17 protein-coding genes are annotated in these 19,419 nt (G+C 57.8%); 2 read left to right on the forward strand and 15 right to left on the reverse strand.

Annotated elements, in window-relative coordinates; all coding sequences use genetic code 11:
- Positions 1-341 precede the first annotated feature (341 nt).
- The 4 genes from asd to leuC all read right to left on the reverse strand — a co-directional run bounded on the left by asd (position 342) and on the right by leuC (position 4,865).
- Positions 342-1,457 carry an aspartate-semialdehyde dehydrogenase gene (gene asd, locus FDP08_RS03030; RefSeq protein ID WP_137434556.1) on the reverse strand — a complete coding sequence of 372 codons (1,116 nt, stop codon included), beginning with the start codon at positions 1,455-1,457 and terminating at the stop codon, positions 342-344.
- A gap of 119 nt (positions 1,458-1,576) precedes the next feature.
- Positions 1,577-2,650, reverse strand: coding sequence for a 3-isopropylmalate dehydrogenase (leuB, locus tag FDP08_RS03035; protein ID WP_137434557.1), 1,074 nt, complete (start codon positions 2,648-2,650; stop codon positions 1,577-1,579).
- Between the two features lie 131 nt (positions 2,651-2,781).
- Positions 2,782-3,429 carry a 3-isopropylmalate dehydratase small subunit gene (leuD, locus tag FDP08_RS03040; RefSeq protein WP_137434558.1) on the reverse strand — a complete coding sequence of 216 codons (648 nt, stop codon included), beginning with the start codon at positions 3,427-3,429 and terminating at the stop codon, positions 2,782-2,784.
- 17 nt (positions 3,430-3,446) lie between these two features.
- Positions 3,447-4,865, reverse strand: coding sequence for a 3-isopropylmalate dehydratase large subunit (gene leuC / locus FDP08_RS03045; protein ID WP_137434559.1), 1,419 nt, complete (start codon positions 4,863-4,865; stop codon positions 3,447-3,449).
- 476 nt (positions 4,866-5,341) lie between these two features.
- Here leuC and FDP08_RS03050 point away from each other — a divergent pair, with 476 nt between their 5' ends.
- On the forward strand, positions 5,342-6,208 hold the full coding sequence (locus FDP08_RS03050; protein ID WP_137434560.1) for a LysR family transcriptional regulator: 867 nt from the start codon (positions 5,342-5,344) through the stop codon (positions 6,206-6,208).
- Between the two features lie 6 nt (positions 6,209-6,214).
- Here the strand turns inward: FDP08_RS03050 and FDP08_RS03055 are convergent, their stop codons facing one another.
- The 10 genes from FDP08_RS03055 to FDP08_RS03100 form a co-directional block, all read right to left on the reverse strand.
- Positions 6,215-7,354, reverse strand: a complete 1,140-nt coding sequence (locus tag FDP08_RS03055) for an MFS transporter (protein ID WP_137434561.1) — start codon at positions 7,352-7,354, stop codon at positions 6,215-6,217.
- A 214-nt stretch (positions 7,355-7,568) separates the two neighbouring features.
- Entirely contained in the window at positions 7,569-8,663 is a 1,095-nt protein-coding gene (aroC, locus tag FDP08_RS03060; protein ID WP_137434562.1) for a chorismate synthase, read from the reverse strand.
- Between the two features lie 24 nt (positions 8,664-8,687).
- A complete protein-coding gene (prmB, locus tag FDP08_RS03065; protein WP_137434563.1) occupies positions 8,688-9,572 on the reverse strand; it encodes a 50S ribosomal protein L3 N(5)-glutamine methyltransferase in 885 nt (294 codons plus the stop codon).
- 60 nt (positions 9,573-9,632) lie between these two features.
- Complete coding sequence (locus tag FDP08_RS03070) at positions 9,633-10,844, reverse strand: patatin-like phospholipase family protein (protein ID WP_137434564.1); 1,212 nt, start codon at positions 10,842-10,844, stop codon at positions 9,633-9,635.
- A gap of 5 nt (positions 10,845-10,849) precedes the next feature.
- Positions 10,850-11,722, reverse strand: a complete 873-nt coding sequence (locus FDP08_RS03075; protein ID WP_137434565.1) for a DUF4892 domain-containing protein — start codon at positions 11,720-11,722, stop codon at positions 10,850-10,852.
- A gap of 19 nt (positions 11,723-11,741) precedes the next feature.
- Positions 11,742-12,659 (reverse strand): alpha/beta fold hydrolase, encoded by a 918-nt coding sequence (locus FDP08_RS03080; RefSeq protein WP_137434566.1) that lies wholly within the window; start codon positions 12,657-12,659, stop codon positions 11,742-11,744.
- A gap of 8 nt (positions 12,660-12,667) precedes the next feature.
- Complete coding sequence (locus FDP08_RS03085) at positions 12,668-13,018, reverse strand: PilZ domain-containing protein (RefSeq protein WP_008171779.1); 351 nt, start codon at positions 13,016-13,018, stop codon at positions 12,668-12,670.
- Between the two features lie 114 nt (positions 13,019-13,132).
- Positions 13,133-14,137 (reverse strand): DNA polymerase III subunit delta', encoded by a 1,005-nt coding sequence (holB, locus tag FDP08_RS03090; protein ID WP_137437200.1) that lies wholly within the window; start codon positions 14,135-14,137, stop codon positions 13,133-13,135.
- 21 nt (positions 14,138-14,158) lie between these two features.
- Positions 14,159-16,270 (reverse strand): transglutaminase TgpA family protein, encoded by a 2,112-nt coding sequence (locus FDP08_RS03095; protein WP_137434567.1) that lies wholly within the window; start codon positions 16,268-16,270, stop codon positions 14,159-14,161.
- A complete protein-coding gene (locus FDP08_RS03100; RefSeq protein ID WP_137434568.1) occupies positions 16,267-17,304 on the reverse strand; it encodes a DUF58 domain-containing protein in 1,038 nt (345 codons plus the stop codon). The genes FDP08_RS03095 and FDP08_RS03100 overlap by 4 nt, the downstream gene beginning before the upstream one ends.
- 230 nt (positions 17,305-17,534) lie before the next feature.
- On the opposite strand from FDP08_RS03100, the gene FDP08_RS03105 reads away from it, so the two are divergent.
- The gene (locus tag FDP08_RS03105; RefSeq protein ID WP_137434569.1) at positions 17,535-18,167 is read left to right on the forward strand and encodes a hypothetical protein; all 633 of its coding nucleotides are present in this window, start codon (positions 17,535-17,537) and stop codon (positions 18,165-18,167) included.
- Between the two features lie 149 nt (positions 18,168-18,316).
- On the opposite strand, the gene FDP08_RS03110 is transcribed toward FDP08_RS03105, so the two are convergent.
- A complete protein-coding gene (locus tag FDP08_RS03110; RefSeq protein ID WP_137434570.1) occupies positions 18,317-19,306 on the reverse strand; it encodes a DUF6160 family protein in 990 nt (329 codons plus the stop codon).
- Between the last annotated feature and the right edge of the window lie 113 nt (positions 19,307-19,419).

Consider the following 19,419-nt stretch of genomic DNA (forward strand, 5'->3'; position numbering starts at 1 on the left):
ATCGGACGAGGTTGGATGACTTCCGTCTTGATTACTATCGTTATTATGTAATGTTTTTAATATTCAGTTGCGCAAGTATTGTTGATAATGCCTATTTTATCAATCATGAAGCTGCAGACCTTGTACCATTTTTTCATATATACTTGGTAACATATTGTTACCAAACGATGATCCGGTTACTCCAACAGCCAAAACCCTACCCTTCCGAGCCTTAAATGGCCGGAACATTTACAAAACGCTTCCGAAAATAACAGGGGCGGAGGCGTATTTCAGCCTCCGCCCCTGACCGGTTCTCTGAAACCGGACACAGTTGGCATAATCTTGCCCGCTGCAGGACCGCGCTACTTCTCCTGAAGGATGCGGAGCATCCGGCGCAGCGGTTCAGCCGCACCCCACAGCAACTGGTCACCTACCGTGAATGCAGAGATATACTCCGGCCCCATGGCAAGTTTCCGGATCCGACCGATCGGAACACTCAGGGTTCCGGTAACCTTCGCAGGCGTGAGTTCCCGGATGGTGGCATCACGCTCGTTAGGAACCACCTTCACCCAGTCGTTGGCTTTCGCCAGAATCGACTCTATTTCGGATATCGGCAGATCCTTCTTCAACTTGATAGTCAGCGCCTGACTATGGGAGCGCATGGCACCGATACGGACACAAATACCATCTATGGGAATAGGATTGTCGCTGCGACCAAGAATCTTGTTGGTTTCTACGCCAGCTTTCCATTCTTCCTTGCTCATGCCGTTATCAAGCTGCTTGTCGATAAACGGAATCAGGCTGCCTGCCAGTGGTACTTCAAAGTGCTCAGTGGGGAAACCGTCAGAGCGCATGGTGTCGGTGACCTTGCGGTCAATCTCGAGAATGGCGGATGAAGGATCTGCCAACTCGTTGCCCACGGCGTCCTTGAGCTCACCCATCTGGTTCAGCAGCTCACGCATGTTCTGCGCGCCTGAGCCTGAAGCAGCCTGGTATGTCATGGGCGACACCCACTCGATCAGGTCCTGCTCCAGCAAGCCACCAAGGGCCAGCATCATCAGGCTGACGGTGCAGTTGCCACCGACGTAGTCTTTCACGCCCTTGGCCAGTGCGTCGTCAATCACATTGCGATTGACCGGATCAAGCACAATGACGGAGTGATCGACCATCCGCAGCGTGGAAGCCGCATCAATCCAGTAGCCCTGCCATCCGGCATCACGGAGTTTCTGGTACACCGCACCGGTGTAATCGCCACCCTGACAGGTAACCACCACATCCAAGGTTTTCAGGGTGTCGATATCGAAGGCATCCTGCAATGCAGGTACACCCTCTTTCCCTACGTCCGGAGCCGGTTTGCCGGCCTGGGACGTGGTAAAGAAGATCGGTTCGATATCCGCGAAATCGTTTTCTTCACGCATGCGCTGCATGAGGACAGAGCCCACCATACCGCGCCAGCCAATAAGTCCAACTCGCTTCATGTGCGACCTTTGAACCTCGTTTTATGCCCGCCCTCTGCCTTTATCGCTGGCAGGGACAGGATGGATGATCCCGCGACAACAGCATCGCGTTGTCGTCGGGTCTCAAAACATTACCGGCCTCAGAGCGCCGCCAGAACCGCATCACCCATCTCACGGGTGGACACTTTCCGGCCCTCGGCAGACATGATATCCGCCGTTCTCAGGCCCTGATCCAGCACCTTGCTGACCGCCGCCTCAATCGCCCCGGCAGCTTTATCCTCACCGAGACTGTACCGCAACATCATGGCGACACTAAGGATAGTGGCCAGCGGATTGGCAATGCCCTGGCCCGCGATATCGGGCGCGGAACCGTGACAGGGCTCATACATGCCCTGCTTCTCGGAGTTCAGGGAAGCAGACGGCAGCATACCGATGGAGCCTGTCAGCATTGCCGCTTCGTCCGAAAGAATATCACCAAACATGTTGCCAGTCACAATCACATCGAACTGTTTCGGCGCGCGCACCAGCTGCATGGCGGCATTATCCACGTACATATGGGAAAGCTCCACATCCGGGTATTCCCGGCGCAGATCTTCCATGATTTCCCGCCACAGAACAGTGACTTCCAGAACATTCGCCTTGTCAACTGAACAGAGTTTCTTGCCCCGCTGCTGGGCGGCCTCAAAGGCTACCCGGCCTATACGACGAATTTCCGATTCGGTGTAAGCGTATGTGTTGTAACCCTGACGCTCGCCATTTTCCAGCTCACGAACACCCCGTGGCTGGCCGAAATAAATGCCACCGGTCAGCTCACGGACGATCATGATGTCCAGGCCGGAAACCACTTCCGGCTTCAGCGAAGACGCGGAGGCGAGCTGCGGATACAGAATCGCGGGGCGCAGGTTGGCAAACAGCTCGAGATTGGAGCGCAGACCCAGCAACCCTTTTTCCGGGCGACTGGCCATGGGACGTTTGTCCCATTTTGGGCCGCCAACAGCACCCAGCAAAATCGCGTCGGCCTTGCGGGCCTTGTCCAGGGTTTCGTCCGGGAGTGGCGTGTCGGTCTCGTCGATTGCCGCTCCGCCAACGAGAGCGGATTCGAAGTGCAGATCCAGGCTGAACGTTTCGTTGACCTTGTGCAGGATCTTTTCCGCTTCCGCGACAATTTCCGGGCCGATGCCGTCTCCCGGGAGCAGCAGGATAGTTCGGGACATTTTGTTTCCTTTAAAATTTTTCACATTGTCGGATTACGCTTCGCTAATCCGACCTACGGTTTGCGATCCAATGTAGGTCGGATTAGCCGAAGGCGTAATCCGACAAACTCTCATACTTTACCGAACGCCAATCAACCACCCGCCCCAAACAACCAAGGCGCCGTTTCCCGCCGCGATGTTTCGTAGGCCTTGATCACCTCCGCATCCTCCAGCGTCACACCAATATCATCGAGGCCATTCAACAAACAATGCCGGCGGAAATCATCCACCTCGAAGCTGAACGACTCGCCGGATGGCGTGATAACGGTTTTCGCTTCCAGGTCGACGGCCAGTTGATATCCTTCTTCAGCTTCTGCTTCCTGGAAAAGTCGATCAACACTTTCTTCATCCAGAACAATAGGTAACAACCCATTCTTAAAGCAGTTATTGTAGAAAATATCCGCAAAACTGGGCGCTATGATAACGCGGAACCCGAAATCTTCCAGCGCCCAGGGCGCGTGCTCGCGGCTGGAACCGCAGCCAAAGTTGCGGCGGGCGAGCAGTACGCTGGCGTTGCTGTAGCGGTCCTGGTTAAGCACGAAGTCCGGGTTGATCGGCCGTTGGGAACAATCCTGGTCCGGCTTGCCCTCGTCCAGGTAGCGCAACTCATCAAACAGGTTGGGGCCGAAACCAGTGCGCTTGATGGATTTCAGAAACTGTTTGGGAATAATCATGTCCGTATCCACATTGGACCGGTCCATGGGGGCAACGATGCCCTTGTGTTGCTTTAACGCTCGCATGGTGTCTCTCCTGTGGATCAGTTCATCATCTCGCGGACATCAACAAAGTGCCCTTTGATCGCCGCCGCAGCCGCCATCGCCGGACTCACCAGGTGCGTTCGCCCACCAAAGCCCTGACGGCCCTCGAAGTTGCGGTTGGAGGTAGATGCACAATGCTCTCCCTGCCCCAGCTTGTCGGCATTCATGGCCAGGCACATGGAACAGCCCGGGTCACGCCACTCAAGACCAGCTTCGAGAAAAATCTTGTCCAACCCCTCCTGCTCGGCCTGAACCTTCACCAGGCCGGAGCCTGGCACAACCATGGCCTGCTTGAGCGATGGTGACACCTTGTGCCCTTTGACCACCGCCGCGGCTTCGCGAAGGTCTTCGATGCGGCTGTTGGTGCAGGAGCCGATGAACACACGGTCCAGCTTGATCTCGGTAATCGGCATATTGGGTTTAAGGCCCATGTATTTGAGGGCGCGGACAATGCCTTCCCGCTTGATGGGATCACTTTCTGCCTCAGGGTCCGGCACCTTGCCACCCACGCCGGCGACCATTTCCGGAGACGTACCCCAGCTCACCTGCGGCATGATCTCGGAGCCTTCGAGCTCCACCACCTTGTCGAACACCGCATCGTCATCGCTGTGCAGCGTCTTCCAGTATTCAATGGCCCTGTCGCGCATCTCGCCTTTCGGAGCGAACGGGCGATCCTTCACGTAGTCGATAGTGGTCTGATCCACTGCCACCATACCCACCCGGGCACCAGCCTCGATGGACATGTTGCAGATGGTCATGCGGGCTTCCATGGAGAGGTTACGAATCGCCTCGCCACCAAACTCGATCGCGTGGCCAGTGCCACCCGCAGTACCGATCTTGCCGATGATGGCCAGTACAACGTCCTTCCCGGTCACGCCAGGCCCCAGCTTGCCATTCACCTTCACCAGCATGTTCTTCATCTTCTGCTGAACCAGGCACTGGGTCGCCAGCACGTGCTCGACTTCGGACGTACCAATACCATGGGCCAGACAGCCGAAGGCGCCGTGGGTAGAGGTGTGAGAATCGCCACACACGATGCTCATCCCCGGAAGCGTTGCGCCTTGCTCCGGCCCGATCACATGCACGATACCCTGGCGCTGGTCCTTGATCTTGAACTCAAGAATCCCGAACTCGTCGCAGTTCTTGTCCAGGGTTTCCACCTGAATCCGCGATACCGGGTCGACGATGCCTTCCACCCCACGGGCGCGATCCGTGGTAGGTACGTTATGATCCGGCGTTGCCAGGTTGGCGTCCAGCCGCCAGGGTTTGCGACCGGCCAGGCGGAGCCCTTCGAAGGCCTGTGGTGAGGTAACTTCGTGAAGCAGGTGCCGGTCGATGTAGATCAAAGCTGAGCCGTCGTCCCGCTGCTTGACGAGATGGTCGTCCCACAATTTGTCGTATAAGGTCTTGCCCGCCATGTTCTCTCTCACTGTCCGGGGGTTTCTGGTTTTACCGCTATGGTTCTATCTTACCGCTTCGCCCTGGATAACCTCAATTCATGTTTTTTATGTTGTGCATTCCGGTTTGGAATATTACGCTTTGGTTTGGCTAAGCCCACCCAAAGCCGGGCCTGATGATTGCGTGCGGGTCGCCTGGTGGTAAGGGCCTCCCAAAACACGCCGTTAACCCATCCGTGGGGGCTCGGTCGCGCCGTCCCTGGCGCTCCACGGTTTTGGGAGGCCCTTACCACCAGGCTTGTCGGACCTTATTCGAGCCTGCAGGTGCCGATTCATCGTAGGTCGGATAGAGCGGAGCGAAATCCGACGTTGTTCTTGCCGCCAACACCGATGTCGGATTACGCCTTCGGCTAATCCGACCTACGTTAATGCGAAGACAACACGCAAATTCACGGCATAGGACCTCCACCTGAGCCGCAGTCAAAGAGGCAAAAACCATGGACGCAAACTCACTCAAGGCCTTCCTGACAATCGTGGACCAGGAGTCCTTCTCGGAAGCCGCTGAGCTGCTCCATCTGACGCAGCCCGCAATCAGCAAAAGACTGGCGGCACTGGAAAACCAACTGGGAACAAAGCTGATTGACCGCAGCAACCGACAGGTCAGGCTGACGGATGCCGGCGCTCGTCTGTTGCCCCATGCCCGCCGAATTCTGGATGAAGTCCACAATGCCCGGCAGGCGCTTTCGGATCGGGAAGGTGCGGTTTCGGGGCCACTGTCGGTAATTGCCAGCCACCACATCGGCCTGCACCACCTGCCGGCCTGGTTGCGGCGGCTGAACCGGGATTATCCGGAGGTGTCGTTGGAGCTGCAGTTCATGGACTCCGAAGGCGCTTTCGGGCGGATGCGCAAACGTACCGCAGAGCTGGCGTTTGTTACCCTGAGTGAAAGCATGGACCAGGCGTTCGAGGTGTATGTGCGCTGGGAGGATGCCATGGCGTTTGTGGTGTCGCCGGAGCATCCATTGGCTTCACTGGAAAAACCTGGGCTGGAAGATCTGTCCCGCTTCGATGCCCTGTTACCCGAAGCCGGCACTGCCACCTACCGCACAATCAGCCGTCTGTTTCTGGACGCTGGCCTGCCTCTGAAGATCCAGATGCCGACCAACTACCTTGAAACTATCAAGATGATGGCCAGTGTCGGGTTGGGCTGGAGTGTGTTGCCAGTGAGTATGGTGGACGACTCCTTGACCGTGCTGTCCGTGCCACACTCCGTCAGCCGTATCCTCGGCGGCGTGGGATTGAAAGGCCGGTCGCTGAGCCCCCAGGCCCGGGCATTGCTGGATATCGCATCCGAACTGCAGTAGCGCCGGTTAATGCTCCGGTGGCGGTCTCAGACCCCGCCAGGTGATCACAATGGCGATGGCCATTGCGATCGCGCCACCCCAGAAAGCCGCCGAGGTACTGAACCCGTCCACTAGAAAGCCCGACATCCAGGCGCCAATCGCACCACCAGCGCCAAAGGTCAGTCCGCTATACAACGCCTGCCCCTGACCGTGGTGGTGTTGACCAAAGAATCCCTGGATGTACTGCACCGAAATCGCGTGGAGTGCCCCGTAAGAAGCCGCATGGAGAAGCTGCGCGAAGATCAACACGGCCAGCACATCCGTCACTTCCGCAATCAGCACCCAGCGAATCATCGTCAGGGCAAGCGCTCCAATCGCAATTTGCCGTACCGTGAAATTTCTGGTCAGCCGGTGCATCACCAGAAACAACCCGATTTCTGCAAGCACCCCCAACGACCACAACAGCCCGATTGCCAGCTTGCCGTACCCGTGTTGCTCAAGATGAATACTGAAAAACGTGTAATAGGCTCCGTGGGACACCTGTAGCAGGAAATTCATCAGGAAAAACGTCACCACCGCGGGGTGCGTCACAATCGCCTTCAGACTGCCCTTGGGGGCGGGAGGCTTACGCTCACCCCGCTCTGACGGCACCAGAAACGCCGACACCGCAATCCCCGCAAACACCGGCAACAGCAACCAGGGCAACAGATTGATCGGAACCAACTCCAGTATCCCGCCCACCAGCGCCACAGCACCGATAAACCCCACGGACCCCCACAGCCGAACCTTGCCGTACTTGTCCCGCTGGGTACCCAGCGCCCGCAGGGTGATCACCTCATAAAGTGGGAGAATCGCGTTCCAGAAAAATGTAAACGCCAGCATCACCAACAGCAGCCCATAGAACCCGGGCTCCAAAAACACACCGGCAAAAAACAGCGAACCAACAATCGCCCCGAACCGGACCAACCGAACCCGCTGCCCGGTCCTGTCCCCCAGCCAGCCCCAGACATTGGGCGCGATAATCTTGGTAAGCTGGATGGTCGCCATCAGAGTGGCGATCTGAAGGTAGGAAAACCCCCGGTCTTCGAGGTACAGCGACCAATAGGGAAGCAGCCCGCCGAGGAGAGCGAAGAACCAGAAGTAGAGGTTGGATAGTCGCCAGTAGATAACGAAATCTCCAGAGAGTTATCACAGAAGTCCGACCGCCACGGCAAGCAGGGCCTCTAAAAACCGTGGAGGGCCAGGGATGGCCCGACCGAGCCTACATGGACGTACTTGCGGCGTGTTTTGAGAGGCCCGGCTTGCTGTGGCTTGCACCGCTTGGCAGGCTTGTTGTCGGATTACGCCTTTGGCTAATCCGACCTACGAACTACCCCGGATATCAGGCCTGCCCGATATCCGGGGTAGCCACCGAAACATCCGCATTCTGGCCGCGATGGCGCAGGTAATGGTCCATCAACACTATGGCCATCATTGCCTCCGCAATCGGTGTCGCACGAATACCCACACAGGGGTCATGCCGCCCAGTTGTGATTACCTCCACCGGATTGCCGTTCACATCAATACTCCGCCCCGGCAACCGCAGGCTCGACGTCGGCTTGAGCGCAATGCTGGCCAGAATCGGCTGCCCGGAAGAGATGCCGCCCAGCACGCCGCCGGAATGATTGGAAAGGAAGCCCTCGGGCGTCAGCTCATCCCGGTGCTCCGTGCCCTTCTGGTCAATACAGCCAAAACCGGCACCTATCTCCACACCCTTTACCGCATTGATGCTCATCAACGCATGCGCCAGATCCGCATCAAGACGGTCAAAGATAGGCTCGCCCAGTCCGGGGGGCACGCCTTCGGCAACGACATTGATACGGGCGCCAATGGAATTCCCTTCTTTGCGCAGAGCGTCCATGTAGGCTTCCATCTCCGCAACCTTGTCCACATCGGGGCAGAAGAACGGGTTCTGGTCGACCTGCTCCCAATCCAGTTTCTCGATCTTTATCGGGCCGAGCTGCGACAGGTAACCACGGATGGTGATACCCAGGCGTTGCTCCAGAAACTTCCGCGCCACCGCACCCGCGGCCACCCGCATGGCGGTTTCCCGCGCCGAGGAGCGGCCACCACCGCGATAATCCCGCACACCGTACTTGTGCATGTAAGTGTAATCAGCGTGAGCAGGACGGAATTGCTCGGAGATCTTCGAATAATCCTTGGAACGCTGGTCCGTGTTTTCGATCACCAGGCCAATGGGGGTACCGGTGGTTTTGCCTTCGAAAACACCAGACAGGATCTTGACTTCGTCCGCTTCCCGGCGCTGGGTTGTATGCCGTGACGTACCCGGCTTGCGGCGGTCCAGGTCCCGCTGCATGTCCTCTACTGACAGCTCCAGCCCTGGAGGGCAACCGTCAATAATGCACCCGAGCGCGGCGCCGTGACTTTCACCGAAGCTGGTGACCGTAAACAATTTTCCGAAGCTATTTCCCGACATGATTCAGTATCTTATCCAGGGTTCTTAATTAAGGTCTTCAGCAGTCAACAGGAACACTCCGTCACCACCGTTCTCGAATTCCAGCCAGATAAAGGGCAGATCCGGATAGGCTTCCTGCAGCGCCACCCAGCTGTTACCTACTTCAACAATCAACAGACCGCCCGGGTTGAGGTGCTTCGCTGCGCCAGCGAGTATCCTGTGAGCGATGTCCAGCCCATCACCACCGGCAGCCAGGCCCAGTTCCGGCTCATGGCTGTATTCGGCCGGCATGTCCGCCATGTCTTCAGCATCTACGTAGGGCGGGTTGCTGAGGATGATATCGTAACGGCCTTCGATGCCGTCAAAGACATCCGAACGAACAGTTCTGACCCGGTCTCCGACCTCATGATACTCGATGTTTGCAGCAGCGACCTCCAGCGCATCGGGCGAAATATCCGACAGGTCCACGTCCGCCTCACCAAACACGGTGGCGGCAGCAATACCGATACAACCGCTGCCAGTGCACAGATCCAGCACTCTCCCCACCGGATGATCTCCCAGCCACGGCTGAAAACCGCCCTGAATCAGTTCCCCCAAAGGCGACCTGGGCACCAGCACACGCTCATCCACGTGGAAGGGCAGCCCCATAAACCAGGCTTCGCCCAGCAGATACGCCAGCGGCACGCGGTCACTGATCCGGCGTTCCATGCGTTCCACGATCAGTTGCCGCTCATCGCGGGTCAGGCGCGCGTCCAGGAACAGGGTGTTGTTTTCCAGGGGCAGATGGAGGCTGCGCATCACCAGCTGGACCGCCTCGTCCCAGACATTATCGGTGCCGTGCCCGAAATACAGCGGGGAATCGGCAAAACGCGAGGAAACGTAGCGCAGGTAATCCCTGACGGTATGCAGGTCATCGATGGGGTTGGTCACAAACTCTCTTCCTGTCCGGAAATGGTCAAGGGGCGGAATTATACGCTTCCGCCGCCATGATTACAGTGCCAGAGGCCCGGAGCTGTTGAGGTTTTCTTCGTAGCGGTCCAGTGCAGCCGCCATGCGCTCACGTCCCAACCGGATCAGTTCCGGCGCCTTGTGATAGTCGTAGCTGCGGCCGGCGTTCTTGGGAATATTCACCAGCAGATCCGGCGGATACCCGGCAATCTTGTACTGCACCAGGGCGCTCTGCATGGTTTCGATGGTCAGGTTCATCACGTCGAACTTGCCGATGCCCAGCTTGTCCCAGTCGATGGTTTCATGATCATCCTTATGCTTTGCAGGTTCCGGTTTGATGGCGGGCAGTATTTTTTTTGTCTCCTCTTTTTTAACCGCCCTACTGATCTTTTCTTCCGGAGAGTCAGGCGACGCCGACTCTTTTCTTGCCGTGAACGTCTTGATCGCATCCCAGTCAAACCAGCGGGAGGCCTTGTCGCGGATCTTGTCCACCCACTCATCCATATCGACACCGCCTTCACCGGTGTTTTCGAACGCCGCATCCGGCAGGCGGCGACTCCGATCATCCTCACCACTGAGGTTTACAGCGACCACCATATCTGCATGGGATGAAATCGTCGGAATGATCGGCAGGGGATTCAGCAGGGCACCATCCACCAGCACACGCCCGTTAAGTACCAGCGGGGTCACCACGCTCGGAATGGCGACGGAAGCCCTGATCGCCTGATCCAGCGGGCCTTCCTGGAACCAGATTTCCTTGTGGGCAAGAAGGTCTGTGGCAACGGCGGTGTAGGCCAATGGCAGGTCTTCAATCCGGGTATCCCCAATCATTTCCCGGACCACAGAAAAGATCTTTTCGCCGCGGATGGCACCCACGGAATTAAAGGTGAGATCCAGCAGTTTAAGCACATCAAACTGCCCCAGGCCGGTTACCCAGTCCTTGTAGTCCTTCATCTTTCCGGCAGCAAACACGCCGCCAATCAGCGCCCCCATGGAACAACCGGATATGGCAATGATCTCATACCCGCGTTCCACCAGTATCTCGATAGCACCGATGTGGGCATAGCCCCTTGCGCCACCACTACCCAACGCCAGTGCAACAGTCTTGCCCTTGCCGGTGTTGCCTGAAGCGGGTTCCTCTTTCGCCCTGGAGGACTGCGCCGCAGAGATGCCCGAACTGGTGACTATTTGGGAGATGTCGTCTTTGGGCTTCTGATCTTCATCCTGAGATGTGGAATCTGTCGGCTTGCTCATCCCTTTCACCTCGTAATCACCATCACTTCCACCCGGTCACCCTGGCGGTCGGGATTGGGTATAACAACCGCGGGGCCAACCGTAATGATTGTCTGCCGGCTCTCGGAAACACCACTCTTGGCCAGAACCTGAGCCAAAGACTTTGCGGCTTCCTCTGCCCGCGCTGCAGACTCTTCAAAACTCTCGTTTTCCTTGAGCTCCGAATAGGCGGTCAGTATGACCCTCGCACCCTCTTCGCCGGCCCAGTCATTGATAATGCGGCGATCCGCGCTGCTCCATTCAAAGCGGTACGTAATACCCCCCTTCCAGGGTACTATAACCGGCCCCTTGATTCGCGCACTCTCGTTCCCCAAGCCAGGAATCTCGGTACCCTGGGGGGCCACCAGGTGCTCAACCCAGACATACTGGCGCTGGTTGGCACGGGTAACCGTGTAGACCAGTGTCAGCCAGGGTTTACCGTTCTCGTCCACGGACCCCGCCACCAGGTAGTCCTGGTTGTTATCACGGCCATAGAGGCTGGATTGATCAAAGATCTGGTTGGCCCACACATTACTACGCCCGCAGTTTCGACCAGAACACTCGAACAGGATCTGGGCACCACGGGTCTGCAGTTCCCTCAGATAGTGATCGCGGGCCTCTTCACGGTTGGCTCCGCCCTGTACTTCGTACAACTGGCCGAGCCCCTTGACCGGAAGCCGTGCCATAACCGCCGAGCGGATTTCGTTATTAACCTCACGAACCGGGCTGAACAGCACCAGGTGCCCCGGCGAAGAAATGGTAATTTCCTGTTCCAGCCGCGAATCCGGAAAAGGCTCCGGGGGAGGCATCTGCGCCGACACCACGGCCGGGCCGCCGACTAAAAAAGCGGCGACCAACATGACTAACTGCGACAAGCGCTTATTCTGCATCGTCTAAAAAGCCTCTGACTGCATCGACAACCGGCCCGACATCCCCTTCCAGGTGGCAATGATGGCCACCCGGCACGGTCATCAGGTCAAGTTCTGCAATGGCATTCGTTCGCGAACCCAGCTCGGGGCGACTCGCAAGCAGCCCTTTCTCGGCACGCAAAAAACGTGTGGGGGTAACAACCTTTTCCAGACAGGCCGTTACCTGTGCTTCGTCCATCATCAACATGGAAGGATGACGTAAACGGGGGTCTGCCCGCCATACGAAACCCTGTCCTGACTTTTTCATACTGCGGGCAACCAGCATCCTCGCCGCCGGTGGAGACAGGGGAATCATGCCCCCCTCCCTGGCTTTGGCTGCTGCCGCGACATCAGGGTATACGACCGGTTTTCCGGAACCCGTCATTCGTTTGGAAATGGCCTTACGCATCTGCCCGATCACTTCCTCGGGTTTGCGGCTGATAGGGCCAAGGCTGTCGATCATCACCAGCCTGCGCACCCGTTCCGGAAAGGCTGCCGCATAAAGCACACTGACGATGCCACCGAGGGAATGGCCAACGAGGTCGATCCTGCCACCCGGTGCCTCACTGAAATGGGTTTCAACCAGCTCCGCCAGATCCGCCACATAATCCATCAACTGATAGCCCTGCCCCGGCGGCCGGTGCCCGGAATGGCCGTGGCCCGCCATATCCAGTGCATAGACATCCCGGTGGCCCGCCAGTTCCGGAGCCAGCCGAGCGAATGACAGGGCATTATCCAGCCAGCCATGGGCCAGCAATACGGGGGGCTTGTTGGTGGTGCGGTCAGCAGGCCAGTGCAGGCCTGCGAGGGTGATATGGTTCAGTGGCCAGTTTTTTTCCCGATACAGGGCCTCGGCATCGTGAAAGGTTTCCAGAGCGGTGTCGTTCATTGAAACGCTTACATGGTGTGGGTGGGTCGGTCCGAGCTCAGTGAACCCGCCAGATAGGATTCAATCTTGGTGCGGGCGGTTTCGTCATCGCCGTTGAACTGCACACCAATGCCGGCAGCGCGGTTGCCCTGAGCGCCCTTGGGGGTAATCCAGATAACCTTGCCGGCCACCGGAATCTTCTCCGGTTCATCCATCAGGTTCAGCAACAGGAAAACCTCATCGCCCAGCTGATACTGCTTCTGTGTGGGTATGAACAGGCCACCCTGTCGGATGTAGGGCATATAAGCCGCATAGAGTACGGCCTTGTCCTTGATCGTCAGGGTAAGAATGCCACTGCGTGCGCCAAAACCGGGCCCCATAGTTAACACCTATCTTTATTGTGATGACCGGAGTTCAGAAACTCCTGATATTTCGCAATCATAGCAGTAGTTGCCTGAAACTGCCCTATCCCGCCAGGCACCTGACAGGGAAAATCAACCCGCTGCAGGGCGGCGTACCGGCATCAGTTTTTGCCAGGCAATCAGTAACCGCCCCGCCTCAAGCTCGGGACTGACATTGTATACACCGGCGGACCGGGATTCATGGATGGCATCCAGAATTTCATGGGCACGCCAGGGCGGATTATGGCTGGCAAGGAACGTCAGCATGTCCGCTGCGTCCTTGTCCCGGGGCTGACTACCAGCGCCGATACGAGCCAGATCACCGGCCCAGCCTTCAAAAAGCCACAGCGCACTTTCAAGCCCCATCGCCTTGAAGGGCTTTGCAGCCTCGGCAAGGGAGAGCTGCCCCTTCATGAAACAGCGGAAGTTTTCCAGCGCTTCGTCCCGAGTGGTGATGAAATTACCGGTGACGTATTCCAGCGCCAGGCGCGGTGCATTGGCGGCCAGGCCCAGCGCCTTTTCGCACTGTTCCGGAGTCGGGCGACTGTCATCATCCAGCTCTTTCACCGCGCCGGCCAGCCAGGTGGCGGCCTGATCCCTGCCGGGGGTGGCGATCAACAGGCTCTGGCAACGGGAACGGATGGTGGGTAAAACCGGCCGACCACTCTCCTGCAGAAGAACAAGTGTGACATCGTCTGCGGGCTCTTCCAAGGTCTTCAACAACGCATTGGCCGAGTTGATGTTGAGCTGGTCAGCCCGGTCGATGATTGCCACTTTACGTGACGCCACCTGGGGTGAGCCCACCGCAAACGAAGACAGTGCTCGAATCTGATCGATCTTTATCATCCGGGACTTTTCCGGGGTATAAACACGGATATCCGGATGGGTGCCGGCAGCGACCAGCTCACACTGTTTGCAAGTACCGCAGGGGGAGTCGCCGGCCATGGCCGGCTTTTCACAGACGAGCAGTCCTGCCAGGGCATCGGCAAACAGGCGCTTGCCGACGCCGTTTTCGCCAGTCACCAGCAGCGCGTGTGGCAGCCGCCCACCCGTCATACGCTGCATGAGCCTGTCCCAGCTATCCTGTAGCCAGGCCATTGTTGCTATGGACGTGTTCACTCATTCACCTTCAGTGATTACCCTCGGAGACCCCGAGGACAGGCGATCGACCTTTGGCTTGCGGTCAGCCTGGCGCTTCATCGTCGCCAGCAGCCGTTTTATCCTGACGAGGTCGCCCCGACGTTCAGTATCCGATTTGCCCCCATAGTAATGTTTGTTAACCATACGGGCAAAGGCGTTTGCGGTCCCCGCTGCGGCAGGTCTGGCCCGGGCAAGCCTGGAAGCCAGCTGGGAAGGCGTTTCACCATGCCGCACAGGCACACCTGCGCGATCACACAGACGGTGCCAGCGTGCCACGACCCGGCCAAAAGGATCCCGGATTTCAACGCGACGATATTGCCAGGCGGTCACCAATCCGGCCAGCAGCAAGGCCACACCGATGATACCGGCGGTGATATAGCCAAGTTCGCGCAGACCGATTCCACCCGGCAACCGGGACATCAGGTCCATCTGGGACTGGCCCTGGTAGCCCACCACCCAGCGTTGCCAGTGGTAATTCATCAGGTCCAGTTTCAGCGACGCCCACTGAAGCACCGCCATATCACCGTAGCGCTGTGGTGAGGTCCATTCATTTTCCAGGAACGAACCCTCTTCTGCCATGGCATCCCTCAGGCCAGATTCAATTCTCTGGGGAGCGATAGCGGCGGTTGGATCCATGCGCACCCAGCCCCGCCCGGGCAACCAGGCTTCCACCCAGGCATGGGCGTCGTACTGGCGAATGATCAGGTACTGGTCATCGGCCCCGGAATCACCCCCCTGGTAGCCCACCACCACCCGTGCGGGAATGCCGGCAGCACGAAGCACAAAGGTGGCAGCACCGGCATAATGGGCACAAAATCCCCGTTTTTCATCGAACAGCAAAGCGTCGATACCGTCATCCGGCATGGCGGGCGGGCGCAGGGTGTAGAAGTACTCCTGCTGGCGGAAACGGTCCAGCAAGTGCTGAACAATGGCCTCAGGGTTGTCGTACTGCGCAGCCAGTTCTTCCGCAAATGCCCTGGCTCTGGGATTGCCGGAACGGGGCAGCTGGAGATAACGCTGCGCGTCGTCCGGAAGCGGTCCGAACTGATCGGAGCGGTCTTCGCCGGTCAGCGCCATGCGATACCGGACCGGGCTATCGGCCGGCCGGTCAAAACGGAAAAGCCCCTGTTCGTTGGGTTTGACGTTGTCAGAAACGGCTTTGGAATTTTCCAGTGCAAACGCCCAGATCTGATCCGTGGGCTCCATCAATACACCGTACTGGTTCGGTTCCAGCTCGCCCACACCGCCGTCAACGGAGACCCGTCCGGGCCTGCGGAGCTGACGCCCGAAGCCCTGCTGCCAGGTTTCACCATCGAGCCTGTCCAGGATCAGCCCACGCCAGTAGCGGTCCCGGTAGGCGGGCAGTTCACCGCCAAACGTCACCCGGAAAGCCCGCTCGCTGCTCTGGGCAAGACTGGAGATATCGCCGGGCGTCATGGTGTCGCTGATACCAGTGCGGGCCTCCCCGGAGACCAGTGGCACGCTCCACAACGGGGCCATGCGGGGAAAGAATACAAACAACAGCACCACGATCGGCAGGGTTTTCACCAGCATCATGCCCAGGCGCCGCCAGCCTGATTTCATCGCCCCCGGAATGTCCGGTGCATTGACGACCTGCAGGCCCACCAACAACAGGGCAACTCCCACCAGGTTAATCACGCTCCAGTGAATTTCCTGATGGAACAGGAAATTGACCGTGGCCAGATACACCAGGATGAAAAACAGCACGTAAAAATCCCGCACCGACCGTGTCTCCAGCCATTTCATACCCACGGCCAGCACGAAGAAGGAAGACGCTGTCTCCACGGTGAAGCGCCCCTGAACCGTGGCAATATAGACCGCCACCAGAACCAGCATGATGCCGCTTCGCAACCACTTGCCGGGTAACCGCAGCCGCCCGGACTGGGCCAGCCAGCGCCAGCCCGCAAGCACCGCACAACTGGCGATGAGCCAGACCGGCAACCGGTCCCACTGTGGCACAAGCAGCAGTGCGAAGCTGGCAATCAGCCATATCAGCGCCCTGCCCGACACCAGCTCGGTATTTTCCGGCGTTTGTGCGGAGCCGCCCCGGTTTCGCCAGCGCATGATCATGCAAGCCCCCCGCCGCCGGCATGGGCCGCTCGTCCAGCACCTTCGCCGGCACGGGTACCATGGAGTAGCGGTCCTCCCTCCCTGGGCTGTTCAAGGCCAAATATAGCCAGCGCCTTCAGGCAGCGATTGGTGTGGGCCGCACCGGTGTCCGGTTCTATCACCTGGCCGGGCAGGTTCAGTCCGAAGCGGCTATTGTTCCTTGAACGCTCCAGCACCTGGTGCGTCAGGTAGCCCAGCCGCAATTCCCGATCCGTGCCGGCGAAGGCCTCGTAATCGAGCCAGTGAGGGCTACCCTGCTCACCTTCCCAGTCCGCAATCACCATCTCGCCGGTGCGGGCATAACGCTTCCATTGCACCCGCTGGCTCATATCGCCTTCGCGCCAGGGCCGGATATCCGCATGATCATTGCCATCGAGCGAGCGGGATTTCGACTGTTCTTCACCATCCTGCACCGTGCTCGCCACGTCCGGCGCTACCAGAGGGTTGGGATAGACAATGCCGGAGGTCACAGGCCGCAACCAGGACCAGGCGCGGAACAACCCGAATGGAAAGCGGGTTTCCACCAGGATGCGCTGCGGCTGCAGGTAACCCCGCTGGTATGAAGGCACCGAGAGGTGCAGGTCCGCCTGCTGTCCAGCCGGGATATGCTGCTGAGTCAGAATCACATCCTCACAGGCCAGGGACAGAGCCAGGGTATCGTGGCGGGGAGAGACGGCGCGAAGCCGAAACGGAATCAGGTCCCCGGCGAAGCCCTCACCGGCCTGAATCAGGGTCAGTTCCAACCCGGACAGGTTGCGGTGGGTCTGGTGCATGGCAGCTACCGCCACCGCACCCAGAAGGAAGGTCAGCAGATAGATCAGGCTGTTCTGGTAGTTGATACCGGTGATCAGCATGATCAGCAACAGGAAGCCAAACACGACACCGGCACCGGTCGGCAGTATGAAAATATTACGTTGCCCGAATGCCCGCTGGTCTGAGCGGGGAATCCTCTGGTTCACCCAATGCTGCCAGCGCTTGCGAATTGCCTTCAACATAAATGCCCTGTGAAAACCGGTTTAATCAGCCACGACTATAAACACGTTTGCGGGGCCTTGCAGAAGAATACTGCAAATACTCCGATTCTGATCACAAATGCCACAGAAACGCCTTGAATTACGGGCTCCGCAGCAGAATACTTGTAAAGATATAGAAAGGAGCCTACTGACTGCAGTCGATTTTCAGCAGCGCCTCATTTTCGCGTTTGGACACGGCAAGAGGCTACGTCATGATACGCCGCACACCCCTTTACATTGCCCTGGCCGGTACCGCCAGCCTGGCAGCATCCTTTACGCCTCCATTGATGGCTGGCGTGCAATCGATGACATCCGATGAGATGGTTGAAACCTATGTGAAGGATTCCGCCGTTATCGTGGTGCCAAAACAGAGACAGAAAACAGACGCGGACCGCCGACAGATTCTCCGCTCCCTGACCATATCACCGGGAGAGCCGGTGCGGACAGAAGCGGAAGAAGAGGCCTATCGCGAAGCCCTTCAGCGTTTCCAGCAGGAAGGAAAAGCCGACGCGCTGGAAAGCGCGGAAGAGGAATTCCTCCGGCGGGCGCTGCTGCTACCCCAGGAAGAACTGGCCCGGGCTCAGCCACCACGGGACCTCACCCCCAACATTCCGCCTATTATCTTTGGGCAACAGACGCAAATACCGGATGAGCCTTTCACCCAGACATTCCTCAATGACCAGCTGGGTATCGGCTACGACGGCCAGAACCTGAATTTCTCCATCGGCAATCCGCCGGGCATTGATAATATCCAGGTTCCCCATGGCATTAATGAAGGGCCGGTTACCCTGACGCCCCGGCCGGGTGGCGGTTTTGATCTTTCAATCAAGGTACCGGATCAGTAACCCTGCTCCCTCCCTCGAACCACAACGCAAAAGAAAAAAGAGCGGCAACCTTGTAAAGGCGCCGCTCTTTTTCATGCCTGAACCTTTCTCAGGCATAAAAAACGCCCCGCAGAGCGGGGCGTTCACACCAGAGGTGTTATCCGGTCAGCTTAGTGACCGTAAACAGCCAGCTTGGTGTTGCTGATGTGCAGGTTGTCGATACCGATCGTACCGATGTTAGTTCCACCAATCAGAGTCTGACCGATGTTCACATCCATCAGGACGTTGTCGACATCGATGCGCAGGACGTCAGTCGCTGTTGACGCGCCAATGCCGTTGCCCTTGTAGATATCAAGACCAACCAGTGCAAAGCCCTTCTGAGCAAGGCCAAGCTGATATTGCTCATCCGCACTCAGGTCTGCAACGGCTTTCCCGAACACCTTATTTGCAATTTCTTCAGCGGTTAAATCAACATTGTTCTCAGAACCACTGGCAGTAAGGCCGTTTACCGCAGTTGCATCAGTACCAGTGTTTGCACCGGTGATGCTCATGTTCTGAACGCCGATAGCCAGGAAGTCTGCGTCGAAGCTCATGTCGTTAACGGTAAACGCAACGTCCAGGTTCAGAGTACCGGTTCCGGCCTGACCGCCGACATCGTCAGTGTCTACACGTATATCCAGTGCACCCAACAAGCCCCAAGCTTCCATATTAGAGACAAGCACAGTATTCTCATTACCGCTGCCGTCCAGCTCCATAGAGCCTGCGGTCATGCCCCAGTCAATAGGAATAGGATCGCCAGAGGTCGGGTCTGTCTGCAGTGATCCAACGTGGATAACGGCGTCGCCATCAGCTTCGACATCGATATCAATCTTCAGTTGGTCAAGTAGCCCGGTTCCGCCTGTGTTCGCAGAATAACCAGCGGCGATCGCTGAACTGCTTGTTGTAGCACCACCTAATTTAATATCGTTAACCGAGAAGGTGCCTTCGTCGGTGTAGGTAAACCGACCGATTTCCACCTGGGTTTCCAGCTCGATGGTCACACCGGCTTGACCGGTAACGTTACCCATCATGCTGTCGTCCATCGCCTGCAGCTCTGCTTGAGCGGCGAAGGGCGCAGCAGCAACCGCGGTTGCCAGTGCAATTTTCTTCAGGCCTTTCATATTGTTCTCCTTGATTGAACTTATTGTTATCCAGTTGAACTTTTAGTTCTGTTGCGAGGCTCAACCTCACCTCTACATTTAAGATTGTTTTACATTCTGTTTCCGTGAATACA

It is taken from the genome of Marinobacter panjinensis (assembly GCF_005298175.1).
Lineage (GTDB): Bacteria > Pseudomonadota > Gammaproteobacteria > Pseudomonadales > Oleiphilaceae > Marinobacter > Marinobacter panjinensis.

Coding starts and splice junctions, on each gene's coding strand:
- FDP08_RS03080 (WP_137434566.1), bottom strand. CDS start 12,659: ATGAACGACACCGCTCTGGAAACCTTTCACGATGCCGAGGCCCTGTAT.
- FDP08_RS03095 (WP_137434567.1), bottom strand. CDS start 16,270: ATGATCATGCGCTGGCGAAACCGGGGCGGCTCCGCACAAACGCCGGAA.
- FDP08_RS03110 (WP_137434570.1), bottom strand. CDS start 19,306: ATGAAAGGCCTGAAGAAAATTGCACTGGCAACCGCGGTTGCTGCTGCG.
- FDP08_RS03105 (WP_137434569.1), top strand. CDS start 17,535: ATGATACGCCGCACACCCCTTTACATTGCCCTGGCCGGTACCGCCAGC.
- FDP08_RS03075 (WP_137434565.1), bottom strand. CDS start 11,722: ATGTTGGTCGCCGCTTTTTTAGTCGGCGGCCCGGCCGTGGTGTCGGCG.
- holB (WP_137437200.1), bottom strand. CDS start 14,137: ATGGCCTGGCTACAGGATAGCTGGGACAGGCTCATGCAGCGTATGACG.
- leuC (WP_137434559.1), bottom strand. CDS start 4,865: ATGGCGGGCAAGACCTTATACGACAAATTGTGGGACGACCATCTCGTC.
- FDP08_RS03100 (WP_137434568.1), bottom strand. CDS start 17,304: ATGTTGAAGGCAATTCGCAAGCGCTGGCAGCATTGGGTGAACCAGAGG.
- asd (WP_137434556.1), bottom strand. CDS start 1,457: ATGAAGCGAGTTGGACTTATTGGCTGGCGCGGTATGGTGGGCTCTGTC.
- aroC (WP_137434562.1), bottom strand. CDS start 8,663: ATGTCGGGAAATAGCTTCGGAAAATTGTTTACGGTCACCAGCTTCGGT.
- FDP08_RS03070 (WP_137434564.1), bottom strand. CDS start 10,844: ATGAGCAAGCCGACAGATTCCACATCTCAGGATGAAGATCAGAAGCCC.
- FDP08_RS03085 (WP_008171779.1), bottom strand. CDS start 13,018: ATGGGGCCCGGTTTTGGCGCACGCAGTGGCATTCTTACCCTGACGATC.
- leuB (WP_137434557.1), bottom strand. CDS start 2,650: ATGTCCCGAACTATCCTGCTGCTCCCGGGAGACGGCATCGGCCCGGAA.
- leuD (WP_137434558.1), bottom strand. CDS start 3,429: ATGCGAGCGTTAAAGCAACACAAGGGCATCGTTGCCCCCATGGACCGG.
- FDP08_RS03050 (WP_137434560.1), top strand. CDS start 5,342: ATGGACGCAAACTCACTCAAGGCCTTCCTGACAATCGTGGACCAGGAG.